Consider the following 23,875-nt stretch of genomic DNA (forward strand, 5'->3'; position numbering starts at 1 on the left):
CACGTCCGTCAGGACGTGATCTTCACGTTGTAGAAGGAGGGAAGCGCGCCATCGGTGAAGGCGAAGCCCTCGACCTCCGGACGCGTGACGATCACCTGACTGTCGTTGAGGATCGGCAGCACGTAGGCGTTGTCGATCAGGTAGTCCTGGATCCGGCCGAGAGCCGCTTCGCGGTCCGCTGGCGACACCAGCGTGTACTGCTGCTGCAGAAGTTCTTCCAGGGTCGAGTCCGAGCCATCGAGTCCCAGCAGGTCGGATCCGTCGGCCGAGTAGTACTCGGCGAGACCGACGCCGGAGTCCGGATGCGGCCAGCCGACGCGCAGGAAGCCCACCTCCGGATCGGCGAATGCCGTACCCCAGTAGCTCGAGTAGTCCAACTCGTCGAGCTCGAGCTCGATGCCCGCATCCTTCAGCTGCGCCTGCACGTGCTGGAAGAGGCTCTTGGCCGTGTTGTCGTAGACGTCGACGTAGGTCTTCAGATGCAGACGCTCGCCGTCCTTGGTCCGGTAGCCGTCCGCATCCTTCCGGGTCCATCCCGCCTCGTCCAGGAGATCGGCCGCCTGTACCGGGTCGTACGCGAACTTGGCCGACTCGTCGACGTACCCGTCGGTGCCGGGAGCGAGCGGACTCGTGGCCGCCGACCAGTTGTCGGTGTAGATCGCCTCGAGGATCGCCTCGCGATCGATCGCGTGCGAGACGGCGCGGCGGACGGCGAGGTCGTCCAGCGGCACAGTCGTGGGGCGCAGGAACCATTGATTGGACAGGCCCACGCCCGTTTTCGACTGCACGTGATAGCCCTGTGCGCTCAGTGATGCCTCCTCGCTCGGTTCGACGTAGCGGATAGCGCCCGCCTCGCCGGAGGTCAGCGTCCCGAGACGGACGCTGTCCTCCTCGACGGGTATCCAGGTGAGTGTCTCGAGGTAGGCCTCGCCCTGGTTCTCGGAGCTCTGGGGAGCCCACGCGTAGCCGTCGCGACGCGTGAGCACGATCTCCTGTGCATACGTCTCGCTGGTCACCACGAACGGGCCGCTGCCGATCAGGTTGATGAACTGCGTCTGCTCCTCGTACGGTGCGTCGATCGTCGCGTCAGCGACGAGTCCGGCGCTCCACGAGCTGAGCACGTTGAGCAACGGTGCGTAGGGCTCGGCGAGGTGGACGTGAACCTCTCGGGCCGCTTCGTCGACGGTCACGGTGATATCGGCGGGGAACTGGCCGTTGGCCGACACTCCGTTGTCGGGATCGCCGGCCGACTGCCATTCGAGGTTCTTCTTCACACTGTTCACATCCAGCGGCGTGCCGTCGGAGTAGGTGACTCCGTCGCGGATGACGAAGGTGTAGTCGAGGCCGTCCGCACTCTGCTCCCAGCTCTCGGCGATCCACGGCTCGAGCTCGTTCGTCTCGGGGTTGCGGGAGATGAGGCGATCGGTGACGTTCTGCTGCAGCGCACGTGTCTGCCAGGTGCCGCTCTCCTGCACCTGGGCGCTGGTGGGAACCTCGGCGTCGAGGTACGTGAGCACCTGGGGCACCTCTGCGCCGCCGGTGCCTCCGGCGGCGCACCCGGCAAGGGCGATGACGCCGATCACGGCGACGGTGAGGGCGACGGTGCGTCGCGGTGTGCGGCGGAGCGCAGAGGGGATGGCGGGCATGGCTGACTTCCTGTCGGCGGTGGGGTTGCCCGGAAAGCTAGGGCCGACAGGAGGGCGCCCACCAGACCGACAACGACGTGTGTCGTTCGATGTCGATTCGTGTCGCGGCGGCGGGATCGCTCCGTCGTCGCTGCGCTGAACTGGTGTACGAGACGACCGCGCGTCAGCGTCGTTCTGCGGTCACGGGCGCCGACGGAAGTACGGGTTCGAGGTCGGCAGATACATGAGGACGGCGGCCATGAGCACCACCGCGACGAGGAAGATGTCGACGAGATCGCCCGCCGAGAAGGCAGGGAGCCCCGCCAGGACGGCGATGATCGCGAGGTTGAGCAGCACGATGCGCGCCCAGTTGCGCCCGCGCAGCATGTACAGGGCGAACAGGACCCGTAGCGTCGCCCCGACGGCCAGACCGATGATCGCGGCAGCGGGACCGACCGCGGCCGCGACCTGCTCGTCGCCGCCCACGTCGGCCATGACATAGCTCCCGTTCACGAGCGACGTGATGATCGAGATCGCGGACAGCACGACCGTGACGATCCAGAGCCAGAAGGAAACCGTGACGGTCGCAGGTCGCTCGGCGTTGTGGTCCATGCTCGCTCCCCCGTCGAGCCGCCCGCCGTGGGCGCTCAGGCTCAGACCCTAGAGCACACGACATCCCGCGCGCTTCTCATGGACCTCCCGTGAGAGCGGGGGTCAGCGAGCGGCGGCGACGAGCTCGGCGCCGCGCTCGGCGATCGCCACCGTCGGCGCCTGCGTGTTGCACGTGGGGATCGACGGCATGACCGACGCATCCGCCACCCACAGCCCCTCGAGGCCCCGCACCCGCAGGCCGGGGTCGACCACCGCGAGCTCATCCGTGCCGATACGCGCGGTGCCCGAGCAGTGGAAGAACGTACCGATGTTCTCGCGCACGAAACGCACCTTGTCCGTGTGCGCGATTCCCGCAGCCGGTGTGATCGGGCCCTCCGCGAGGTCGGCGTAGGCGGATGCGGCGACGAGATCCTGCACGGCGTCGACCGCCTCGACCATCGCGGCGAGGTCCGTCGGATCGGCGAGGTAGTTCGGATGGATGTCGGCGGCCGCATCCGGATCCGCCGAGCGCACCCGCACCCAGCCCACGCTCCGCGAGCGGTACAGACCGGGGACCAGGGCGAAGACGCGGTTTCCCGACAGGTCGTGCCGCGCGTGCAGCGTCTCGTCGCCGCGAGAGCCGTGCGCGACGACGGTGTGGAGGTCGGGGCCCGCCTCGGCGTAGGAGCTGCGCCAGTTCAGCATCGCGCCGCCCCCGTTGCCGACCACCGGACCGAGGTCGCGCCGGGCACGGAAGTTCATGCCCAGGATCAACGGGTGATCCTGGAAGTTCTCGCCGACCCCGGGCAGATGGTGCGTCGCGCGGATGCCGGATGCGGCGAGCCGGTCGGCGTCCCCGATCCCCGACAGCTGCAGGAGCCGCGGCGTGTCGAGCGCACCGGCCGCCAGCACGATCCGAGCTCCGGTGGTCTCCACGGCGACGTCGCCGACCGTGTGCCGCACGCCGGTGACGCGGTCTCCGGTCAGCACGAGCGCATGCACGCGGCTGTCGACCAGCACGTCGAGATTCGCTCGGCCGAGCGCGGGCTCGAGGTAGCCTCGCGCCGTGCTCCAGCGCTCGAAGGAGCCGTCGCCGTTCTGGATCGCGTTGTAGTCCGGGTAGGTCGCGCCCTCGTTGGACGCCGCGTTCGCGTCGTCGATCACCGGGAGACCGCGTTCGGCGGATGCGGCGATGAGCGCGTGCGCGATCGGGTGCACGTGCGCGAGAGGCCCGACCCGCATGGGGCCGGAGACCCCGCGATACGCGGGGTCGCCTCCGGCGCGGGCCTCCGATCGGCGGAAGTACGGCAGCAGATCCTCGTAGCCCCAGCCGGTGGCGCCCGCATCCGCCCACGCGTCGTAGTCCGCGCGGTTGCCGCGGTACCAGAGCATGGCGTTCGTCGAGGATGATCCCCCGAGCACCTTGCCGCGCGGCATCGCGAGCGAGCGACCGAGCACGTGCGGAGTGGGCGTCGATCGGTAGCCGTGGTCGTACGCGCCGCCGATGAGGGCATCCCAGTGGGCGGCGTCGAGGATCTCACGCACGCCGCGGTGGTCGCCGCCCGCTTCGATGAGGAGCACGCGGACCGCGGGATCCTCGGACAGGCGCGCCGCCAGCACGCACCCGGCCGCCCCGCCGCCGACCACGATCTCATCGTAGCCGGCGGCGGGGGTGCGCGCCAGGTGCATCACGCGCTCCCGGGCGCGAGGGTGTCGTCTCGCGACGCTCGTGGAGCGACCGGCACGATCCGAGGCGCGATCATCAGTTGTGCTCGCTCGGACCCATGATGCTGATGCCCTCTGTGGCCTCGACGTGGCGCACGAAGATGTACTTGTCCTCGCGTCCGTCGGAGTGCTTGCGCTTGATCCCGGGCTCGAGGATCCCGTCGGTCTTCGCGACGACGATGTACGGCTCGGATGCGGCGAGTCCCGCCGCGCAGTGCGCGTCGAACTCCTCGAGCGTCTCGGCGGTGAAAGCCTTCTCGACGCCCGCGCCGCGGGCGATCGCGGCGAGGTCGACGCGTCCCTTCGCCGTGTGCGTGGCAGGTCCCCCGATCGACTGATACTGCTCGTTGTCCCACACGACGATGAAGAGGTTCTCCGGGCGCTCGTTTCCGAGAGTCGCGAGGATGCCGAGGTTGAACAGCAGGCCGCCGTCGGTGTCCAGCGAGACGATGCGGCGGTGCGGGAGGCCCACGGCGAGGCCGAAGGCCTCCGGCGTCACGCATCCGAGCTGCTGCTGGAACAGACTCGCCTCGCGCATGTGCGGGGCCGCGTTGTACCACTCGTCGACGGCGCCGCCGAGGGACAGGATGACGAGCTCGTCCGCAAGACGTGCGGCGAGCAGCTTCATGGCTTCGAACCGGGAGTAGCTCATCGGACCAGATCCCCTCCGAGGACGATGGCGGCGTGGTAGTACGACGCGTAGGCGGTGTCATAGGCGCGGACGATCGCCGTCTCGAGCTGGTCGACGTCGCGGACGATCGTGTACGGCGTGCGCAGGGCTTTCAGCAGCGGCTCCATCGTGATGCCGTGCGGGATGGCCCACCAGTTGTTCTCGCCCATCTCGCCGCGGTAGCTCATGATCATGACGACGGGGATGCCGGCGCCGAGTCCCATGCGGGCGAGGTGCTCGGTCGCGGCGCGCAGCCCCGAGTTCTCCATGACCAGCACGGCGCGCTTGCCCGAGAGGAACACGCCGCCGGCGATCGCGGCGCCCTCGCCCTCGTTCGTGACCGGGATGGTGCGGATGTCGGGGTCCGCATCCAGCGCCGGGTACAGCTCTTTCAGCAGCGAGTCGGGCAGGTACGTGGCGACGGAGACGCCGGCTCGCTTGAGCCCGCGGATCACCGCCTCGACGGCATCGGCTCTCATGTGGTCTCTCTTTCTGACGGGTGGGTGGAGTCTCTTGCGGGCGTCGGGTCAGGACGGAAGGGATGCGGTCTCGCGCGCCGCGAGGCGGTGCGCGCGGTGCGTGGCGGCGAGGCGGGGGCCGCCGCCGAAGTGCTCGCGCAGCGTGGCGCCGGCAGGCGCGCTGACCCGGCCCCGCTCGGCCAGCACGGGCACCACGAGGTCGATGAACGCGCGGTAGGCGGCCGGGCCGCCGAAAGTCGGCTCCAGCATGAGGCCGTCGAGTCCGGAGCCGTCGACGATCGCCTCGATCTCGTCGGCGACCTGTTCCGGGGACCCGGTGATCTGGAACCCCCGGATCGCCTTCGTGCGGAACTGATCGAGGATCTCGCCCACCCGCATCTCGGCGTTCTGCCGCGCGTAGCGCTGGATGAGGGTCTGGCCGAGGTCCGTGCGCAGGTCCACGACCCTGGTGTCGGGGTCGATGCCGGTCAGGTCGAGTCCCGTGATCCCGGCGAACATGACGGCCGCATCCGCGCGTTGCAGCACGGCTTCGTACTCGTCCCGCAGGGCGCGTGCCTCGGCCTCGGTCGCCGCCACCGTCACGGTCATGCCCGAGATCACGGCGATGTCGTGCGGGTCGCGACCGTGCGTCACGGCCTGCGCCCGGATGTCGTCGACGTGCGCCTTGGCGGCGGCGATCGACTGGCCCTGGATGAACACGGCCTCGGCGTTGCGGGCGGCGTAGGCCCGGCCGCGGTCCGAGGTGCCGGCCTGGAAGAGCACCGGTGTGCGCTGCGGGGTGGGCGGGACCGCGAAGATCCCTGCGGCGCGCTGGTACGTGCCCGCGACCTCCACGCGGTGCAGCTTCGCCGGATCCGCGTACACGCCCCGATCGCGGTCGCGCAGCTCGGCGTCGTCGTCCCAGCTGTGCTCCCACAGACGCAGGCACGTGTCGAGGAACTCGTCGGCGGCGTCGTAGCGCTGATCGTGGTCGAGCGTCTCGGTCACCCCGAAGAGCTGGTCCGTGGTGGCCTGCGAGCTGCCGGTCACGACGTTCCAGCCGATGCGTCCGCCGGTGAAGCGGTCGAGCGTCGCGAAGCGACGCGCGGTGCCGTAGGGCTTCTCCACCGTCGTGGGCGAGGTGACGACGAAGCCCAGGCGTTCGGTCGCCTGAGCGAGCGTCGCGATCGCCAGCATCGGATCCAGCGCGGGGAACTGGATGCCGTGGGCCGCCACTTCGTCGGGCATCCGCCCCTCGAGCGTGGCGTAGCCGTAGGTGTCGGCGAAGAAGAGGAAGTCGAACCCGGCCGCATCCAGTTCGCGCGCCAGCTCGACCCAGTAGTCGAGACGGTCCCAATCGTCGCCGCGGCCGTCCGGGTGCGTCCACGTCGGCATCCCGTTGGAGGGGTTCATCATCTCGAAGACCCCGAGCGCGATCCTTGTCATACGACCATCACCACCGACTTCGTCTCGAGGTAGTTTTCCAACCCCTGCGCTCCGTTCTCGTACCCCCATCCGGACTCCTTGTGCCCGCCCTTGGGCAGCTCGGGCCCCAGGAAGGAGTGGCAGTTCACCCAGACGGTTCCCGCTTGCAGGCGTGCGGCGACACGGTGGGCGCTGCTGAGTCCCTCGGTCCAGATGCTCGCGGCGAGCCCGTAGTCGCTGTCGTTGGCCCAACCGACGACCTCGTCGAGATCGTCGAACGGGGTCACGACGGCGACGGGACCGAAGATCTCCTCACGCATGAGACGGGCGTGCGGGGGAACGTCTGTCAGCACCGTCGGCGTGAAGAAGGTTCCGGCGCTTCCGGTGCGCTCGCCGCCGGTGACGACGGTGACACCGTCGGCCGCGCCCTCGTCGACGTAGGCGGCGACGCGTCGCGCCTGCGTCTCGCTCACGAGGGGGCCGAGATCCGTGCCGGCCGCGAGCCCGTGGCCGAGTCGCAGGGCGTCACCCGCGGCCGCCATCCCGGCGACGACCTCGTCGTACACGTCGCGGTGCGCGTAGATGCGTGCGCTCGCGACGCACACCTGGCCGCCGTTGTCGAAGATGCCCCGTGAGACGCCCGCGACGGCGGCGGACAGATCCGCATCCGGCAGGATGATCGAGGGCGACTTGCCGCCGAGCTCGAGCGTGAGGCGGGCGAGGCGATCGGATGCGGTCGCCACCAGCTTCTTGCCGACCGCGGTGGAGCCGGTGAAGGCGATCTTCGCGACGCCGCGGTGCTCGACGAGCGCCTGTCCCGTCTCGTGTCCGTAGCCGGTGACGATGTTGACGACGCCGTCGGGGACCCCCGCCTCCTGCAGGAGGCGACCGAGGTAGAGCGCGCTGAGCGAGGTGTTCTCGGCGGGCTTGAGCACGATCGCGCAGCCGGCCGCCAGAGCGGGGGCGAGCTTCATCGCCGTCATGATGAGCGGCGAGTTCCACGGCACGATCGCCGCGACCACGCCCACCGGCTCGCGCCGCGTGTAGGCGAAGACGTTCTTGCCCTCGGGGGTGCGGGTGAGCGAGGTGGGGATCGTCTCGCCCGTGATCTTCGTGGGCCAGCCCGCGTAGTAGCGGAACTGCGAGATGGCCGCGGGGACCTCGCCGAAGCGGGCCGTGCCGAGGCTCTTGCCCTGGTCGAGGGTCTCGAGCTCGGCGAGATCGTCGAGGTGCTCCTCCATGACGTCGGCGATGCGCCACAGCAGCTTCGAGCGGTCGGCCGGCCGCATCCGCGCCCAGGCCGGGCTCTCCAGCGCGGCGCCGGCTGCGCGGACGGCGGCATCGACGTCGGCGGCTCCGGCGCGGGCCACCTCCGCGAGCGTCTCGCCCGTCGCCGGGTCGAGCGAGGCGAAGGTGGCGGATGCGGCGACCCAGCGCCCGCCGATGAGCAGGCGTCCGGGGTCGTCGGCGAGGAAGCGGGCGACTCGCTTCCGGAGCGGGCCGTGATCGAGCGCGATGGTCATGGCGTGGCCTTTCCGTGGAACAGTCCGTCGAGCTCGCCCTGCGCCTCGATCCAGGCGGAGCGGCGGGCGAAGAGATCCGGGACGAGCGCACGCACGCGGTCGATGAGTTCGCCCAGGTCGGCGTTCACGAGACGGCCGTCCCGCACGACGATCTCGCCGTCGACGACCGTCATGTCGACATCGGACCCGCGCACGGCGTGCACGAGGTTGTGGTGGATGTTGGGATATGCGCCGTCGGGCATGAACGGGGTCATGCGGGGGGTGTCGGTGCGCACGGCCACGAAGTCGGCCTTCCGGCCCGGCGTCAGCGCGCCGAGCTCGTCGCCGCGGCCGATCGCCGCCGCGCCGCCGCGGGTCGCCATGCCCAGCACCTGCCACGAGTCCATCGCGGCCGCATCCATCGTGCGCAGCTTGCCCAGAAGCGAGGCGACCTTCATCTCCTCGAACATGTCGAGGTTGTTGTTCTCCTTCTCGCCGTCGGTGCCGAGTCCCACGTTGACACCCGCGGCCAGCATCTCGGCGACCGGCGCCATGCCGCTGGCGAGCTTCATGTTGGAGACCGGGTTGTGCGAGACGCCGACGCCGCGCGCGGCGATGAGGTCGACCTCGGCCGCATCCAGCCACACCGCGTGGGCGATCATCGCGCGCGGCACATCGAAGAAGCCGAGCTCCTCGAGGGCGAACATGGGGCGCGCGCCGTGACGGTCGGCGAAGTCGGCGATCTCGATCTCCGACTCGCTGCAGTGCGTGTAGAGACCCGTGCCGTAGGCGTTCGCCAGCGCGATCGCGCGGCGCTGACCCGCCGCATCCGCGTAGAACGGGTGCTCGAGTCCGACCCACGGCATGACGCGGCCGTTGGCCGCTCCCGTCCACTCCGCCAGCATCCGCTCGTTGTCGTCGAGGGTGTCGAAGTAGTCGAAATCGGGGTGTTCGCCGACGTAGTTGACCGTCACGACGCGGTTGCCGAGGACGGATGCGGCACGCGCCGCGCCGTCCATGTAGCGCCACATGTCCACCACGGTCGTGGTGCCGGACAGGAGCCCCTCGGCGTAGCAGAGCCACGCGGCGGCCTCGGCCTCGTCCGGCCGCAGTACGCGGTGCATCGGGTCGATGTGCAGCCGCAGCCACTCCCAGACCGGCAGGTGCTCGGCGGTGCCGCGCAGCATCCCGGAGTGGTGATGGGCGTTCATCAGGCCCGGCATGAGCAGACGGTCGGGCAGCTCGATGCGCTCGGCGTCGGGGTGCGCCGCGATCAGCTCGGCGCGGGGCGCGACGTCGGTGATCGTGTCGCCGGTGACGAGGACGCCCGCATCCGTGAGGACGCGGCGCTCGTCGTCCATCGTGACGACGAGATCGGGTAGAAAAAGGCGCGCGGTGGGAGGCACGCTGCCGATCGTAGATACCTATCGTTGATTACACATACCAATCACGTTTCGCGCGCGTTACCTCTCGGCCGAGCCGTGCGGCGGAACCGCCCGATCCGTTCGCCTGTCACAGATCGACGCGACCGCGTCGATCTGTGACAGGCGAACCGGGGGAGCGAGTGCGAGCCTCCGGGAGCGAGACGCGCCTCCGGGGGAGGGGGCCTCCGGGGGAGCGAGACGCGCCTCCGGGGGAGCGAGGCGAGCCTCCGGGGGAGCGGGGGTGGGGCTCCGGGAGTAGGCGGATGGGGGCGCGGGCTCAGCGCTCGGCGACGTGCACGAGCAGGAGCGCGGCCGGCTCGGCGCCGTCGATGCGCCAGCGGTTGCGCAGTGCTCCGGGGTGCGAGAGAGCGTCGCCCGCGGTGAGCGTCCACGCACCGCGGTCCTCCAGCTCGACCGTCAGCGAACCCGAGACGAGGTAGATCGTGTTCTCGCCGTCGGACTCGAACCATTCGCCCACGTACGGCGCGCGGGCGATGCGGTACTCCTGGACGGTCGCACCGCGGGTGGCGGCCGAGGAGATGATCCGGCTCACGGCGCCGTCGTCGCTCTCCGAGACGGGAACGAGCTCCCCCTCGCCGCGACGGACGACGTGGATCGGCTCCGGCTCCTCATTGGCCGGCAGCAGCTCCGACGGGGAGATGTCGAGCACCTTGGCCAGCTTGAAGAGGGTGAGGATCGACGGCATCGTCCGGCCGCCCTCGATCTGGCTCAGGAACGGTTGACTGATCTCCGCCGCGCCCGCCAGTGCACGCATCGAGAGCTTCTTCGCCGTGCGGGCGGCGCGGATGCGGCGTCCGAGCGAGACGCCGATGTACGCCTCCGCGTCGGCGGGGCCGGCCGCATCCGGCTCGGTCAGGGCGTCGGTCGTCACGGACCCAGGATCGCACCGGCCCCGCCGCGCCACAAACCAACCGGCATCCGAACGATGCGCGAGGGACCCGAATCGTCGTGGATCGGGCCGCGGAGCCGCGTTTCAGGTCCCTCGAGCAGAGGGTGCCGCGCGCCAGGCGCCCGAGCCCCGGGGCTCACCCGTGCGTGAGGCGCCAGACGCGCGCGCGGGTAAACGGCTGCTGGTACGGGCGCACGCCCAGTGCGCGCGTGATCGCGTTGCCGATCGCCGGGGCTACCGGATTGTAGGGCGACTCGCTCATCGACTTCGCGCCGAAGGGACCGAGATCGTCACGGGTCTCGGCGAAGTACACCTCGGTGTCGACGATGTCGGCGAACTGCGGCACCCGGTACGTGCGGAACACCGGGTTCTCCACGCGGCCGTCCTCGTCGATCAGCACCTCTTCGTAGAGCGCGCTGCCGATGCCCTGCGCTGCACCGCCCTCGACCTGGCCCCGGCACTGCGCGGGGTTGAGGACCGTGCCTGCATCCGCCGATTGGATGGACTGGAGGATGCGCACGGTGCCGGTCGAGGGATCGACGGCAACCCGCACGGCGTGCACGTTGAACGCGAGCGAGCGCACCTCGCCGAGCTCCGCGCCCGTCGTCGTGAGACCGTCTTCCGTCGCGTCGGATGCGGCCGCCACGATCTCCGCGAAGGAGAGCAGCCGGTCACCGGCGCGCACGCCGTCGGCGGTGAGTTCGGGCTCCGCATCCGGGACGAGCTCGCGGGCGATGTGCAGCATCCGCTGCTCGAGGGCGAGGCAGGCGGCGTAGAGCGCTTTGCCTGCCACCGTCACCCCCGCCGAGGCGAAGGCGCCCGTGTCGTGGCTGACCAGGTCGGTGTCGGCGGTGCGCAGGTCGAGCCGGTCGACGTCGACACCGAAGACGGATGCGGCGATCTGGCGCAGCACGACCGTGGTGCCGTTGCCGAACTCGCTCGTGCCGGCGCGCAGCGCATAGGTGCCGTCGCGGCGCAGCGTGGCGGTGGTGTGGGAGACGTGGCCGAACGGCGCCATCGTGGCGATCATCGCGACCGCCATGCCCTCGCCGACCGCCCAGCCCTCGGGCGCGCCCACCCCGTTGCCGCGCCGCAGCGCGGTCTCGGCCAGATCGAGGCACTGGTCGAGACCATACGAGCCCCAGCGCAGGTCGGGCTCGTGCAGGTCGTCGCCCGGCCGGATGACGTTGCGCCGCCGGAGCTCGAACGGGTCCATGTCGAGGGCCAGGGCCAGTTCGTCCATCGCCGATTCGACCCCCAGGATCACCTGGCCGAGCCCGTAGCCGCGGAAGGCGCCGGAGGGGACGTTGTTCGTGTACACGACCTCTGCGTGGATGCCGCGCACGGGTGAGCGGTACACCGTCATCGCGTCGGCGCACGCGTGGAACAGCACGCCCCGCGAGTGGTTGCCGTAGGCGCCGGTGTCGCTCAGCAGGTCGAGCTTCATCGCGGTCAGCACGCCGTCGCGGGTCGCGCCGAGCGTCACCGAGACGCGCATCGGATGACGCAGCGCGGCACGCTGGAACTCGTCGGTGCGCGAGAACTCGTACGAGACCGGACGGCCGGTGGCGAGCACGGCGAGGGCCACGAGGTCCTCCGTGAAGATCTCCTGCTTGCCGCCGAAGCCCCCGCCGACGCGGGCCGCGAAGACCCGCACCTCGGCGGGGTCTCGGCCGAAGATCCGCGCGATCTCATCGCGCACGAGGAACGGCACCTGGGTGCTGGAGCGGATGACGAGCCGCCCGTCGTCGTCGATCCACCCGACCGAGCCGTGCGTCTCGAGCTGTGCGTGTGTGACACGACCGGTCTGCCAGGTTCCCGTGACGGTGACCTCGCTCGCCGCCAGCGCCTCCTCGACGTCGCCGCCGTGGTTCTCCTGCAGCGAGAGCACCGTGTTGCGATCGGCGTGGTCGACGCGATCCTGCGGCGTGCGGTCGGGGTGCAGCAGCGGCGCACCCGGAGTGCGGGCGGCTTCCGGATCGAAGACGGCGGGCAGCACCTCGTAGTCCACCCGGATGGCGCGGCAGGCCGCATCCGCCGCCGCCGCCGTCTCGGCCACGACGGCAGCGACCCGCTGACCCACGTGGCGCACCACCGAGTCGAGCATGCGCGTGTCGTCGGGGTCGTCCGTGCGGTGCTCGTGGCGGCCGGTCGAGTACCGGACGTCGGGGACGTCCTCGTGCGTATAGATCGCCACGACACCCGCGATCGCGCGCGCGGCGGTCGTGTCGATCGAGCGGATGCGGGCGTGAGCGTGTGGCGACGACAGCACACGCAGCACGAGTGCGCCGACGACGGGCTCGTCGAAGGTGTAGGGCTCGAGCCCCTGCACGATGCGGCGAGCGGCGGGCGGGACGAGCGACGTGCCGACGGCGCCGGTGGGCGCGGGTCCGGTCTCGCGTACGGGGCCGAGCACCGAGGACCGGATGGCCTCGCGGATGGGGCGGTACCCCGTGCAGCGGCACAGGTTGCCCTTCATCTTGCGGTCGAGGTCGTCGAGATCGTGCTCGCAGACGGTGGATGCGGTCACGCTCATTCCGGGCGTGCAGAATCCGCACTGGAACCCGAAGTTCTCGGCGATCGCCTCCTGCACGGGGTGCAGCTCGTCGCCCGGGGCGAGACCCGCGGCGGTCGTGACCGACCGGCCCTCCATCCGCACGGCCGGGATGATGCAGGAGTGCACGGGCTCGCCGTCCAGGAGCACCGAGCAGGCGCCGCAGTCGCCGGCGTCGCATCCCTTCTTGACCTCGGTGTGCCCATGCTCACGCAGGAGAGTGCGCAGGCACTGACCGGCGGCGGGCTCCGCATCCACGGACTCGCCGTTGACCTCGAACCTCATGCGGCCTCCTCCAGTTCGGCCCGGATCCGCTCCGCGAACTCCATGCTCACGCCGCGCCGCCAGTCCGCAGACCCCAGGGGATCGGTGTAGTAACCGGACACGGAACCGACGGCCGCGGCGAGTGTCGCCGCATCCGGAAGTCCGGCGAAGCGCAGCACGGTGGGAGCCGCGGTGGCGGCGGTCAGGGTGAACACGCTCGTGCCGTCCTCGTCGACGCGGCCGGTGACGACGGCCCCGGAGCGGCCCAGCTCTGCGAGGGCGATCTTGCGCAGGCGCGCGGTGGAGCGGAGGGCGGATGCGGGGAACTCGAGCGCGCGCAGCACCTCGCCGCGGGCCAGCACGTTGGTGCCGTTGCCGGTGGGCACCTCGGCCACGGGCATGCGGCGCTCGGCGCCGTCCGGCGTCCAGATGACGGCCGTCGCGTCCAGTGCCGCGGCGAGCGAGATCATGGCGCCCGCCGCGAAGGAGCGGCACACGTTGCCGCCGACGGTGGCGGTGTTCCAGATCTTGAACGAGGCGAGGAGGGCGTGCGCCGCATCCGCGACGAGGTGTGCGGCGCTCCACCCGGAGGGAACGGGCGGCAGATCGGCCGCGCGCCCCTCGGACCAGGCGAGGAAACGGGCGATCGTGCAGGTCGCCCCCACTCGCAGGCCGTCGCCTGTGAGCTCGATCTCGGGCCAGTCGAGGGTCGTGAGATCGACGAAGCCGGTCGTGCCCGGCAGTGGCTCGCTCATGAGCCAGGTGCCGCCCGCGATGAAGACCTCGCCCTCGTCCAGGCGCAGGTCGGACCGGCTTCGCGCCGGGCGGAAACTCGTGATGGTCGTGATGTCCACGGCTGCCTCGGGATGTTGGTCACATGAACAGCTCTCAGTGAACCAGGGCGGCGTTTCGTGGGTGTTTCGCGGGCGTGAGCCGGCGGTCCCCGGCGAGCAGGCTACGCCCGGACGGGCGCCCAACTCCTGCACATCCGTCGTGCCGTACTCTGCCGCGCCGTCAGTCGCCGGTTCTGCAGGAGTTCGGGAGCCAGGGCGCGGGAGAAGCCGCGTTCGGCTGCGATCCGCATCCGGCCGCCCGCGGCGACGCAACTCCTGCAGAACCGTGGCGTCGAGCGGGCACAGGCCTCAATCGGCCGGTTCTGCAGGAGTTCGGGCGCGGAAGGGTCCGTGCATGCGCGGAGCGCCGGGTCAGCGCGGACCCCATCCGATGACCAGGATGCGGGCGTTGTCCACCAGGTCCGCCGCCGCGGCGGGCTGGGCGCGCACGATGGCCATCGCCGAGAGTACGTGCGCGGTGCAGGAGCGGGTGAGCACGGCGTGATCCTCCGCGTCCAGATCGGGGCGGCGGGCGGCGACGCCGGCGGCGAAGGCCGTCGTCAGCTCGGCGCGGTACTGACCGACCGCCCGCTTGACGTGCTCGTCGTCGGCGAGGGTGCCGCGCACGGTGTTCATGAGGAGGCAGCCGTGTTCGGCGAGATGTGTGCGGGGGGCTTGCAGAGCGGCGGCAAGACCGGTGAGGTAGGTCTCGAGCGCATCGGCGTTCACGGAGGCTCCCAGGAGAGGGGCGAGTCGTGGCCGGATCACCTCGTCGAGATAGCTCTCGATCGCCGCGTCGAACAGCTCTCGCTTGCTGCCGAACGAGTGGTACAGGCTCGAACGACCGAGCCCGGTGGCCGCCTCGAGGTCCGGAACGGATGCCTCGGCGTAACCGTGCTGCCAGAACACGTCGCGCGCCGCGCGCACGACCGCATCCTCGTCGAAGGTCCGAGTGCGACCCATCTCGACCACCGCCTTTACTAGAACGTCCATTGCAGTATATATTGAAACGACCGTTGCAATAACAGGAGGATTCCATGCTCATCGTCGGACTCGTGTTCGCGGGCCTCGCGGCCGTGCTGCACGTCTACATCTTCTGGATGGAATCGTTCGCGTGGGATCGTCCCCGCACCCGCCAGACCTTCGGCCTGGGCAGCGACGTGCAGGTGCAGATGACGAAGCCGATGGCGTACAACCAGGGCTTCTACAACCTGTTCCTCGCGATCACGACCTTCGTCGGCATCGTCGGCGTCGCGGCGGGAGCGACCGCGGTGGGCGCGGCCCTGGTGCTGACCGGCACCGGCTCGATGCTGGCGGCGGCCCTGGTGCTGCTGCTCTCGGATCGCACGAAGGCCCGCGCCGCGATCACGCAGGGCACGCTGCCTCTGCTCGCCGTCATCGCGACGACGATCGGCCTGTTGCTGCAATAAGCCCCCGACGGCAACGACCCTCGGGGGCGTCCATCCGATGCCCCCGACTTCCCTCACCCCACGAGAAAGAGGAACAACATGCGCGCCATCGTGCACTCCGCCTTCGGCGATCCGGCCGAGGTCCTTCACGTCGAGGATGCCCCGCTCCCCGAGCCCGGCGCGGGACAGGTCCGCGTACGGACGCTGCTCTCGCCCATCCACAACCACGACCTGTGGACCGTGCGCGGCACGTACGGCTTCAAGCCGGAGCTTCCGGCGCGCGCCGGGACCGAGGCCGTCGGCGTCGTGGATGCGGTCGGTGAGGGCGTCGAGAACCTCAGCGTCGGTCAGCGCGTCGCCACCGGTGGCACCCTCGGCGTGTGGGCCGAGTACTTCATCGGCCACGCGGCCGCGATGATCCCGGTGCCTGACGCGATGGACGACGTCACCGCCTCCCAGCTCGTCTCCATGCCCTTCAGCGCCCTGAGCCTCATCGAGTTCCTCGAGCTCGAGCGCGGCGACTGGCTCGTGCAGAACGCGGCCAACGGCGCCGTCGGTCGCCTCGTCGCGCAGCTCGCGGTGGCCCGCGGCCTGAACGTGCTCGGACTCGTGCGCCGCGACGCGGGCGTGGCGGAGCTCGAGGGTCTCGTCATCGGCAACGTCGTCTCGACCGAGGGCGAGAACTGGCGCGAGCGCGCCGCCGAGATCACCGGTGGCGCTCCGATCGTCGCCGGGGTGGACTCGGTCGGCGGTGCCGCATCCGGCGAGGTGCTCTCGCTGCTCGCCGAGGACGGCACGCTGGTCGCCTTCGGTGCGATGGCCTCGCCGATCATGGAGATCGCCTCGGGCGACGTGATCTTCAAGCAGGCCACGGTCAAGGGCTTCTGGGGCAGCAAGGTCAGCTCGTCGATGGCGCCCGCGCGCCGCGGCGAACTGCTGCGCGAGCTCGTGACCCGCATCGGCGAGGGCGTTCTCACGCTCCCGGCATCGCACACCTTCGGCTTCGACGAGATCTCGGATGCGGCCCGCGCCAACTTCGAGCCCGGCCGCATCGGCAAGGTGCTCCTCAAGCCCTGATCGCACCTCTTCTCGCCGAACGGCACCCGTTCGCCGGGCGAGCATCCGATGGGGTGCTCACTCGGTGAACGGGTGCTCTTTCGTGTGGGAGGCGTGGGTGTTTCTCCGGCGTTACAAGAGTCGCGGCGGCGATAAATGGCGAGTTACGGCAACGACGTTTGCGTCACAGCGATGCGAGGCCCGGCATAGATTCCGAGGCATACCGACCGGGACCGTGTCTCTGAGCGCTCGATCGGTCTCCCCGTTCCGTCCTGGTCGCCCGAGAGGCGTCTTCCCGAAGGAGAATCACATGGCCGAAGCAGGCGTGAGCTCACAAGAGCTGAGCGAAACGACCGGACTATTTCACTCGATGAGCCGAACGAGGTGGGTCGGCTTCCTCGTCACCATCTTCGCGACGACCTACGTTCTCTTCTCGGCGATGATCGTCATTCCGGTCATCTACAACTTCTACGTCGTCTTCGCGGACAACCTGGGAGTGGTCAACTACATCGTCTCCGGTGGGCTGCTGATCGCGATCCTCGCGAACCTCGTGGGTGCCCGGCTCATGCGACGAGTGCGAAAGCGCACGCTGATGCTGGTCGGAATCGCCGTGTTCACGCTGGCCTCGACGTTCCAGGTCGCGATCCTGGATGTGACGTATGTCGCGGTCATGGCGACTCTGGCCGGCGTCGGATGCGGACTGGTCGTGGTCGCGGCCCCCGCGCTCCTCTCGGAGGCCTACCCCGATGAGAAGAAGCGCGGCACCATGCTGGGCTGGTACAACTCGCTCGGTTCGGTCGTGGGTGCCTTGCTCAGCGCGGTGGCGGGCTTTGTCGCCGCGAACGTGAGCTCGTGGACTTCCGTCTACTGGCTGTACGCGTTCTCCGTCGTGATCTTCGCGCTCGCGTTCTTCTTCGTTCCGAACACGCCGACCGACACCGAGAAGGCGGAGGCCGCCAACAGCACCACCACCGCTGACCGCATCCCGCTGCTTCCCATGGCCAGTCTGAGCATCGCGGGCTTCGCGCTCAGCCTGGTCTACATGGTTCCGGTGTACTTCATCTCGGTGATCGTGCTGCAGAACAGTCTGGGCGACGAGTCGGCCTCCGGTCTGCTCTCGTCGGCGACGACGATCGGCTCCGCCATCGGCTGTGCGATCTTCGGAGTGCTCTTCCGGCTCATCGGCCGCGTCACCCCGACGATCTCCTTCGCGCTGATGACCGTCTCCCTCCTGCTCCTGGGAACGGCGGACGTCGTGCTCGTGGCCGCCGGATGCGTGATGATCGGTGTCGCCTACGGACTCGGATTCGTCTACTACACGGTTCGTGCCACCACGATCGTCGCGCCGTCCAAGGTCGCCGTGGGACTTTCGATCTCGTGGGCAGCGATCAACCTCGGAGGCTTTGCGACGACGTACGCGGTGAGCTTCCTGCAAGGTGCGCTCGGTCTCGACCCGGCCAGCCAGATCGTCGAGATCTTCCCCATCCTGCTGGTGATCACGGCGCTTGGCACGCTGCTCTCGCTCGGGTTCCTGGCCTTCGCCAAGCTGTCCAGGTCCTCCGCCCCGGCAGCCACCGCCCCCGTGGTCTGAGCCGGTCACGCCTCACGGCGGCCCGCAGTGAGCGGACCGCCGTGAGGCGTGTCAGGCGTGTGGACGCCGTCGGGCCGGTTCCGCGGCCCTCTTCCATCGGGCGCCGTGACGACTCAGCGTGATCCGGGTGCGTGCGGCGACGAAGTAGTCGTGCGCGAACTCGAACGGGACACCGTGCTGCGAGTACGTGACGCGCCTGATGTCCAGCAGCGGATCGCCAACGCTGATCCGGAGGACCTCAGCCTGCTCGGTGTTCGCCGCGCTGACGTCGATCGTCTCGTTGGCCTGCGCCGCCTCGATTTCGTACTCCTCAAGCAGTGTCCGGTACACGCTCTGCGTGTGGGTGACGTTCTGGAACCCGGGCAGCATCCGGATGGGAAGGGTCATCGAATCCAGCGACAGCGGGATGTCGTCAGCGTCGCGACGCCGCAAAAGGCGGAACACCGGTTCGCCCCTCGCGATCCGGAGGGCACGACACTCCACGGGGGTGGCGATCGCGATGCCGGAGTGCAGAACGGTCGTCGTGGCGCGGAACCCCTGTTGGCGCAGCATGTCGGGCACGCCTTCGATGGTGTTCAGATGCCGCTCGATCTTGCCGTCCCAACAGAACACACCACCGCTTCTGCCGATCGTGCGGCGGATGCGGTGGTGTCGTTCGAGGAGCTCCAGGGCGGTACGCAGCTCGGAGCGCGACACCGCGAACTGCTCGGCGAGCGCTCGCTCCGACCCGATGCGCTCGCCCGCGCTGAACTGCTCGGCCTCGATGAAGCGCGAGATCCGGTCGACGAGAGAATCGCCGGGACTGTCCATGGGGTCCTTCAGTGTGCGGCCTCGGAGAGAACGGCGTCCAACGCGTCGATCGCCCTCGGGATGTCGTCAGCGGCGAAGGCGAGCGGCGGGCGCAGTTTGAGGATATTGTTCCCCGGGCCGCACACGCTCGTCAGCACGCCACGTCGGCGGAGCCCCTCGATCACCGCCAGCCCGAGCGATGTCGCAGGGGTCTTGGTGTCGCGGTCGGTGACGAGCTCCAGGGCCGTGTACAGTCCGGCACCACGCACGTCGCCGATGGCGGGGTGGTTGGCGGCGAGTTCGCTCAGCGCGGCTCGGAACGCCCGGCCGACCTCGAGAGCGTGCTGCTGCAGGCCCTCGGCGTGGATCGTGTCGAGTACCGCCTGCGCCGCAGCGATCGCCACCGGATTGCCGCCGAAGGTGTTGAAGTACGGACGCGTCGAACTGAACGGTTCGAGCACGTGGTGGCGGGCGATCATGCCGGCCACGGGAAAGCCGTTGCCCATGGGTTTGCCGGTGGTGACGATGTCGGGGACCAATCCGTGGCGGGCGAATCCCCAGAAAGCTTCTCCCGTGCGGGCGAAGCCAGGCTGCACCTCGTCTGCGATGAAGATGCCTCCGTGCTCGTGCACCAGATCGATGGCGGCCGTGATCATTCCGCTCTCACCGGTGAAGACGCCGTCGGAGGAGAACGACGAGTCGGCGATCAGCCCGGCGAACCCCTCGTTCGACTTCTCGATGTCCTCGATCGCGCGACGCACCTGCGCGAGAAACGCCGCACCTGCTCGATCCGAGGAACCGTGACGATAGGTGTCGGGCGGGTCGATCACCCGCAGTGTCGGGTCCATCTGCTCGGCGCCGGCCAGCGACGGGGAGTGCGCCGTCACCAACGCGGTGTTGCCGTGGTAGGCCTCGCTCGTCGCGATCCAGGCCTGACCGCCCGTGAAGGTGCGCCCCACACGCAGCGCCAGATCGTTCGCCTCGGAGCCGGTGCAGACGAACATCGTCTGATAATCGTCGCCCGGAAGCGTCGCGCAGAGGTCCTCCGAGTAGTCGAGGATCGCGGCGTGGAGGTAGCGGGTGTGGGTGTTCAACGTCGACATCTGCCGGGTGACCGCGTCGACGACGGCAGGATGGGCGTGCCCGAGGGTGGGCACGTTGTTGTAGAGATCGAGGTACTCGTCGCCCGCCGCATCCCAGACGTGGGCGCCGTGGCCCCGCACCAGTTCGACCGGCTTCTTGTAGAAGAGTCGGTACGCCGATCCCAGCCGCGCTTCGCGGCGCTCGATGAGCGACCGCTCCCGATCGGGCAGAGCTGCCGCGTCCTCGGCTTTGAAGCTGTTGCCTTCGAGGATGCTGGCATTGCCGGTGACGATGGGGGCGTTGTCGTGTATCACCTCTCTATCGTCCGCCGCGCGCGGGCGCGAAGGGACGGGTCCTGTTTCGGGCGAGTTACATGATGGCGGTCCCGCATAAATGGCGCGTAACGGATGGGCTGGACCTTCTGATCCGGCCGAGGCTGCGCCGTAATTTCATTGCCATGGCAGCTGTAGAACCGCACCCCGCCCTCGACCTCTTCGACGGCGTTTCGCGCGGCGATGGCGCCCCGGAGTGGGTGCGTTCGGGCATCGTGCATGCCTGGGCGATCGAGGAACCGGCCTCCGTGACGCTCATCGTGCTTTCGGAGAACGTGACCTTCAAGGTCGAACGGCGCGGCGTCCCTGAGATGGTGGTCCGGCTGGGACGACCGGGGTATGCAGCGGGTCCCGACCACATCCGCAGTGAGCTCGTCTGGGTCGCCGCCCTGAGGGAGGATGCCGCCATCCCCACGCCCGGGCCGCGACGCGGTGCCGACGGGGATTTCCTCCAGTTCCTCCCGGACGAGTCGGGTGCGCTCTGGTCCGCCGTCGCCTTCGACTACGTCACGGGGCACATGCTCGAGGACGAACCGGTCGCCGCCGTCGCCGCGCACTACGGCGAGATCGGCCGGCTCACTGCGCTGCTGCACCGACACGCGCGCAGCTGGCGGCCGCGCTCGAGCTTCGCCCGCTTCCACTGGGACGTTCCCGACATGGTCGGCGCGGGCGCTCGGTGGGGAGACTGGCGTGTGGCCACGTTGTCGACGCCGCAGCGGCGCACCCTCGAGCGCGCCGAAGAGGCGGCACGCGCCACTCTCGACGAACTCCGGATCGACCGATCGCCGGCCCACTTCGGGCTCATCCACGGCGATCTCCGCCCGTCGAACGTCATGGTCGCCGACAGCACGGCCGAGCCGCTCACCATCATCGACTTCGATGACTGCGGCTACGGCTATTACCTGTACGACTTCGCGGCGGCGCTCACGTTCTACGAGCATCGGCCGGAGGCGTCAGGCATGGCGGCGAGCTGGATCGAGGGTTATCGGCAGCTCGTGCCGCTGACGACGGCCGATCTGCGCGCGGCTGGGGCGTTCTCGATGCTGCGTCGACTCACGATGCTCGGCTGGGCGACCACGCACCGCTCCGATGCGCTCCCGCCGGACCTGTGGGAGGAGAACCTGCCGGGCACCGTCGACGTCGCCGACAGGTACCTCGTGGACCCCGCCTGGCTCAGTCGAGGCTGAGCGCACGTACGCGCAGACCCGTCAGCACACCGAGGACCCCCATGAATCTCAAAGACCTTGCACGCGACCCCAATCCCCTCACGCAGTTCGCGAAGCCGCCGTGCTACGAACTCGTCGGCCGCTCGTTCTTCTTCGTGATGGATGGCGGGATCGACTACGAACTGCGCTTCACGGGCCGTCGCACGCTGGAGTGGAACGCTGATGGCGAGGACGCCCACACGGTCGAGTACGACGCGATGAAGGCGGACGAGCAGACGTATCTCGTGACGTTCCGCGTCGAGGAGCCGATGCTCGCCTCCCACAGCTACGTCATCGATCTCGAGCAGCGCCTGGTCACGCGCCACTTGTCCACCGTCGGGGAGAACCGCCGGCATCCGCTGCTGCAGACGAACCACTTCGACTTCGGCGCCATCCGGACCGAGGGTTACGCGCTGCCCTACAAGCGCCACTACTACACCGACGATCTGTTGGGGACCCGCGCCGAGTGGCATTGGTCGACCGATCTCGTCTCGCGCCATGCCTACGTCGACACGAACTTCTACCGAGTGACCTGGGAGGAGGGCTCCGCGATGGAGGATTCCTTCGAGGAGGAGTTCGACAAGATCCCCGCCACCGACGAGCTGGCCACCTTCATCCGCATCAAAGAGAACATGTACGTCTTCGTCGTCGTGGAGGAGAAGGTGGAACGTCTCCTCGGCGACGATCAGCCCTTCCGCAGCGACAGCATGTTGTTCATCGAGAACTTCGACCGCTGCTTCCACGTGGGCCGTGCTTTCGGACACATGATGGTCGACGGCGTCGCCGAGCCGATCTGGATGATCTACGGGGCTTTTGGCAACACGCTCGAGCTGCCCGACTCTCTCCTGACCCAGCCGAACCGCTACACCGCGTGATCGGGAAAGGACCCCACGACATGGCTCTCGATCGCGCGCGCCACGGCCGCCGCCACGGCATCGCTCAGTACCGATACCCTCTCAGCTACGTCCTGGCCGGGATGACCCTCGACCTCCGTTCACCCGAGGGCGATTCGATCCGGTGTCACTTCACTGGAGTGGATCGCGTCACGCTCACTCGCGGCGCTCACTCCGAGGTATCCGTCTACGAATGCCTCCCGGTCGCGGAGGACATCTACCTCGTCAGCTTCGAGATCGCTGCATTGTTCGCGATCGTGGATCTCGCGCGCGGCCGTGCGCTCGTGGTCGACGTGGCTGCCGACACCGAGATCGCCTTCACGATCGAGGGTGCGATCGACGGTGACGGCGCCCCGATCGCTGCGACCGACGAGATGACGGGGACCTCGGTCAGCTGGGTGCTGGGTGACGGACGCGAGCTGCGTTTCGAGTACCTCAGCGAGAGCGAGAGCCGTCAGAGCTGGAGCCCTCGCCATGACCGGGTGCACACCCTCCCGACGCGCTACTACACCTTCGCCGATGGCGTGTACGTCGTGGTCGCCAAGACTGCGGCCCCTCCGGGCATCGATCTGCCCCAGGGACTGAACCGACTCGTGATGGTGCAGGACTTCCGCAAGGTCGTCGTCGGCGGCGTCGCCCTGTCCGCGGTGTTCAACGAGCGCGTGCTGTTCTCCGGATACGGGGCCTTCCGGGACGCGAGCTGATCCCTGCGCGGCGAGGCCTACAGCTCCAGCTCGACCGCGGTCTCCAGAGCGGCCTCGATAGAGCGCATCCAGCCGTCTTTGAGCGCGGTGTTCTTCTCGTCGTACAGCGACGCGCCGTCGACGAGGTTGCTCGAGCAGGCGCACACCATGCCGGCACGTAGTCCCCGCATCCGCGCGACGATGTAGAGCGCCGACGCCTCCATCTCGACGTTGAGGATGCCCATGCGATTGAGCTGGCCGATCCACTCCGGCGTCTCGGCGTAGAACGCATCGTCGCTCACGCTGATCCCGCTGTGCCACCGCGTACCGGATGCGGCGGCCAGCCGCTCGGAGTGGCGCTGCAACGCGAGCGTGAGCGACAGATCCGGCACCGCCGGGAACCCCTTGGGAAGGTACGCGTCGGTGGTGCCGTCGTTGCGGAAGCTTCCTTCGCTGACGAGCAGGTCGCCGGGTTCGATGCCCGGCTGGAGTCCGGCGGAGCTGCCGACGCGGATGAACGAGGTCACCCCGACGCGGGCCAGCTCCTCCACCGCGATCGCGGTCGAAGGGCAGCCCATCCCGGTGGAGGTGGCCGTGATGTGGCGCCCCTTGTACCAGCCGGTCATCGTGCGGTGCTCGCGGTTGTGCGCGACCTCGCGCACGTCGGTCAGGAACTCGGCGACCAGCGGTACCCGGAACGGGTCGCCCGGGAGGAGCGCGACGGACGACACCTCTCCCGGTGCGATGCCGATGTGGTACTGCCGGGCGGTGAGACCGGCCTGGGACTTGTCGACGGGCTGAGACATGCTTGCTCCTCGGGTGCTGAGACGAACGGTTCGTCGCAGTCCCCGCC

General features: G+C 69.3%; 21 protein-coding genes. 6 read left to right on the forward strand and 15 right to left on the reverse strand.

What is annotated here, in order from left to right; translation table 11 throughout:
• Window positions 1–8: 8 nt before the first annotated feature.
• From QE377_RS08480 to QE377_RS08535, 12 genes are all read right to left on the reverse strand, one after another.
• Window positions 9–1,646, reverse strand: coding sequence for an ABC transporter substrate-binding protein (locus QE377_RS08480; protein WP_307321812.1), 1,638 nt, complete (start codon window positions 1,644–1,646; stop codon window positions 9–11).
• Between the two features lie 180 nt (window positions 1,647–1,826).
• Window positions 1,827–2,237, reverse strand: coding sequence for a hypothetical protein (locus QE377_RS08485; protein WP_307321815.1), 411 nt, complete (start codon window positions 2,235–2,237; stop codon window positions 1,827–1,829).
• A 102-nt stretch (window positions 2,238–2,339) separates the two neighbouring features.
• The gene (locus tag QE377_RS08490; RefSeq protein WP_307321818.1) at window positions 2,340–3,905 is read right to left on the reverse strand and encodes a GMC family oxidoreductase; all 1,566 of its coding nucleotides are present in this window, start codon (window positions 3,903–3,905) and stop codon (window positions 2,340–2,342) included.
• A gap of 73 nt (window positions 3,906–3,978) precedes the next feature.
• Window positions 3,979–4,593: a thiamine pyrophosphate-dependent enzyme gene (locus tag QE377_RS08495; RefSeq protein WP_307321821.1), complete on the reverse strand. Its 615-nt coding sequence runs from the start codon at window positions 4,591–4,593 to the stop codon at window positions 3,979–3,981.
• A complete protein-coding gene (locus QE377_RS08500) occupies window positions 4,590–5,090 on the reverse strand; it encodes a thiamine pyrophosphate-binding protein (protein WP_137418374.1) in 501 nt (166 codons plus the stop codon). The genes QE377_RS08495 and QE377_RS08500 overlap by 4 nt, the downstream gene beginning before the upstream one ends.
• A gap of 48 nt (window positions 5,091–5,138) precedes the next feature.
• Window positions 5,139–6,515 (reverse strand): NtaA/DmoA family FMN-dependent monooxygenase, encoded by a 1,377-nt coding sequence (locus tag QE377_RS08505; protein WP_307321827.1) that lies wholly within the window; start codon window positions 6,513–6,515, stop codon window positions 5,139–5,141.
• On the reverse strand, window positions 6,512–8,017 hold the full coding sequence (locus QE377_RS08510; RefSeq protein ID WP_307321830.1) for an aldehyde dehydrogenase: 1,506 nt from the start codon (window positions 8,015–8,017) through the stop codon (window positions 6,512–6,514). The genes QE377_RS08505 and QE377_RS08510 overlap by 4 nt, the downstream gene beginning before the upstream one ends.
• Complete coding sequence (locus QE377_RS08515) at window positions 8,014–9,402, reverse strand: amidohydrolase (protein ID WP_307321835.1); 1,389 nt, start codon at window positions 9,400–9,402, stop codon at window positions 8,014–8,016. Before QE377_RS08515 ends, QE377_RS08510 begins: the two co-directional genes overlap by 4 nt.
• Window positions 9,403–9,697: 295 nt before the next feature.
• Window positions 9,698–10,312, reverse strand: a complete 615-nt coding sequence (locus QE377_RS08520; RefSeq protein ID WP_307321838.1) for a helix-turn-helix domain-containing protein — start codon at window positions 10,310–10,312, stop codon at window positions 9,698–9,700.
• A gap of 154 nt (window positions 10,313–10,466) precedes the next feature.
• On the reverse strand, window positions 10,467–13,169 hold the full coding sequence (locus tag QE377_RS08525) for a molybdopterin cofactor-binding domain-containing protein (protein ID WP_307321841.1): 2,703 nt from the start codon (window positions 13,167–13,169) through the stop codon (window positions 10,467–10,469).
• Entirely contained in the window at window positions 13,166–14,002 is an 837-nt protein-coding gene (locus QE377_RS08530) for an FAD binding domain-containing protein (protein WP_307321843.1), read from the reverse strand. The genes QE377_RS08525 and QE377_RS08530 overlap by 4 nt, the downstream gene beginning before the upstream one ends.
• A gap of 351 nt (window positions 14,003–14,353) precedes the next feature.
• A complete protein-coding gene (locus QE377_RS08535; protein ID WP_307321845.1) occupies window positions 14,354–14,974 on the reverse strand; it encodes a TetR/AcrR family transcriptional regulator in 621 nt (206 codons plus the stop codon).
• Window positions 14,975–15,018: 44 nt separating this feature from the next.
• Between QE377_RS08535 and QE377_RS08540 the strand changes: the two genes are divergently transcribed.
• The 3 genes from QE377_RS08540 (at window position 15,019) to QE377_RS08550 (ending at window position 18,037) form a co-directional block, all read left to right on the forward strand.
• Window positions 15,019–15,411 carry a DUF1304 domain-containing protein gene (locus QE377_RS08540; RefSeq protein WP_307321848.1) on the forward strand — a complete coding sequence of 131 codons (393 nt, stop codon included), beginning with the start codon at window positions 15,019–15,021 and terminating at the stop codon, window positions 15,409–15,411.
• Between the two features lie 78 nt (window positions 15,412–15,489).
• Window positions 15,490–16,467 (forward strand): zinc-binding dehydrogenase, encoded by a 978-nt coding sequence (locus tag QE377_RS08545; protein WP_307321851.1) that lies wholly within the window; start codon window positions 15,490–15,492, stop codon window positions 16,465–16,467.
• Window positions 16,468–16,816: 349 nt separating this feature from the next.
• Window positions 16,817–18,037 carry an MFS transporter gene (locus QE377_RS08550; RefSeq protein ID WP_307321854.1) on the forward strand — a complete coding sequence of 407 codons (1,221 nt, stop codon included), beginning with the start codon at window positions 16,817–16,819 and terminating at the stop codon, window positions 18,035–18,037.
• Window positions 18,038–18,088: 51 nt separating this feature from the next.
• On the opposite strand, the gene QE377_RS08555 is transcribed toward QE377_RS08550, so the two are convergent.
• Together QE377_RS08555 and QE377_RS08560 are read right to left on the reverse strand one after the other, a co-directional pair.
• Window positions 18,089–18,847: a GntR family transcriptional regulator gene (locus tag QE377_RS08555; protein WP_307321856.1), complete on the reverse strand. Its 759-nt coding sequence runs from the start codon at window positions 18,845–18,847 to the stop codon at window positions 18,089–18,091.
• A gap of 8 nt (window positions 18,848–18,855) precedes the next feature.
• Entirely contained in the window at window positions 18,856–20,223 is a 1,368-nt protein-coding gene (locus QE377_RS08560) for an aspartate aminotransferase family protein (protein WP_307321859.1), read from the reverse strand.
• A 143-nt stretch (window positions 20,224–20,366) separates the two neighbouring features.
• On the opposite strand from QE377_RS08560, the gene QE377_RS08565 reads away from it, so the two are divergent.
• The 3 genes from QE377_RS08565 to QE377_RS08575 are packed head-to-tail and all read left to right on the forward strand — an operon-like array spanning window position 20,367 to window position 23,043.
• Entirely contained in the window at window positions 20,367–21,428 is a 1,062-nt protein-coding gene (locus tag QE377_RS08565; RefSeq protein ID WP_307321862.1) for a phosphotransferase enzyme family protein, read from the forward strand.
• Between the two features lie 41 nt (window positions 21,429–21,469).
• Complete coding sequence (locus QE377_RS08570; protein ID WP_307321866.1) at window positions 21,470–22,321, forward strand: MoaF N-terminal domain-containing protein; 852 nt, start codon at window positions 21,470–21,472, stop codon at window positions 22,319–22,321.
• A gap of 20 nt (window positions 22,322–22,341) precedes the next feature.
• Window positions 22,342–23,043: a MoaF N-terminal domain-containing protein gene (locus QE377_RS08575; protein WP_307321869.1), complete on the forward strand. Its 702-nt coding sequence runs from the start codon at window positions 22,342–22,344 to the stop codon at window positions 23,041–23,043.
• A gap of 17 nt (window positions 23,044–23,060) precedes the next feature.
• Here QE377_RS08575 and QE377_RS08580 read toward each other — a convergent pair whose 3' ends face one another.
• Entirely contained in the window at window positions 23,061–23,828 is a 768-nt protein-coding gene (locus QE377_RS08580; RefSeq protein ID WP_307321872.1) for a nucleoside phosphorylase, read from the reverse strand.
• Window positions 23,829–23,875: the final 47 nt, after the last annotated feature.

This window comes from Microbacterium sp. SORGH_AS_0862 (genome assembly GCF_030818795.1).
Classification (GTDB): domain Bacteria; phylum Actinomycetota; class Actinomycetes; order Actinomycetales; family Microbacteriaceae; genus Microbacterium.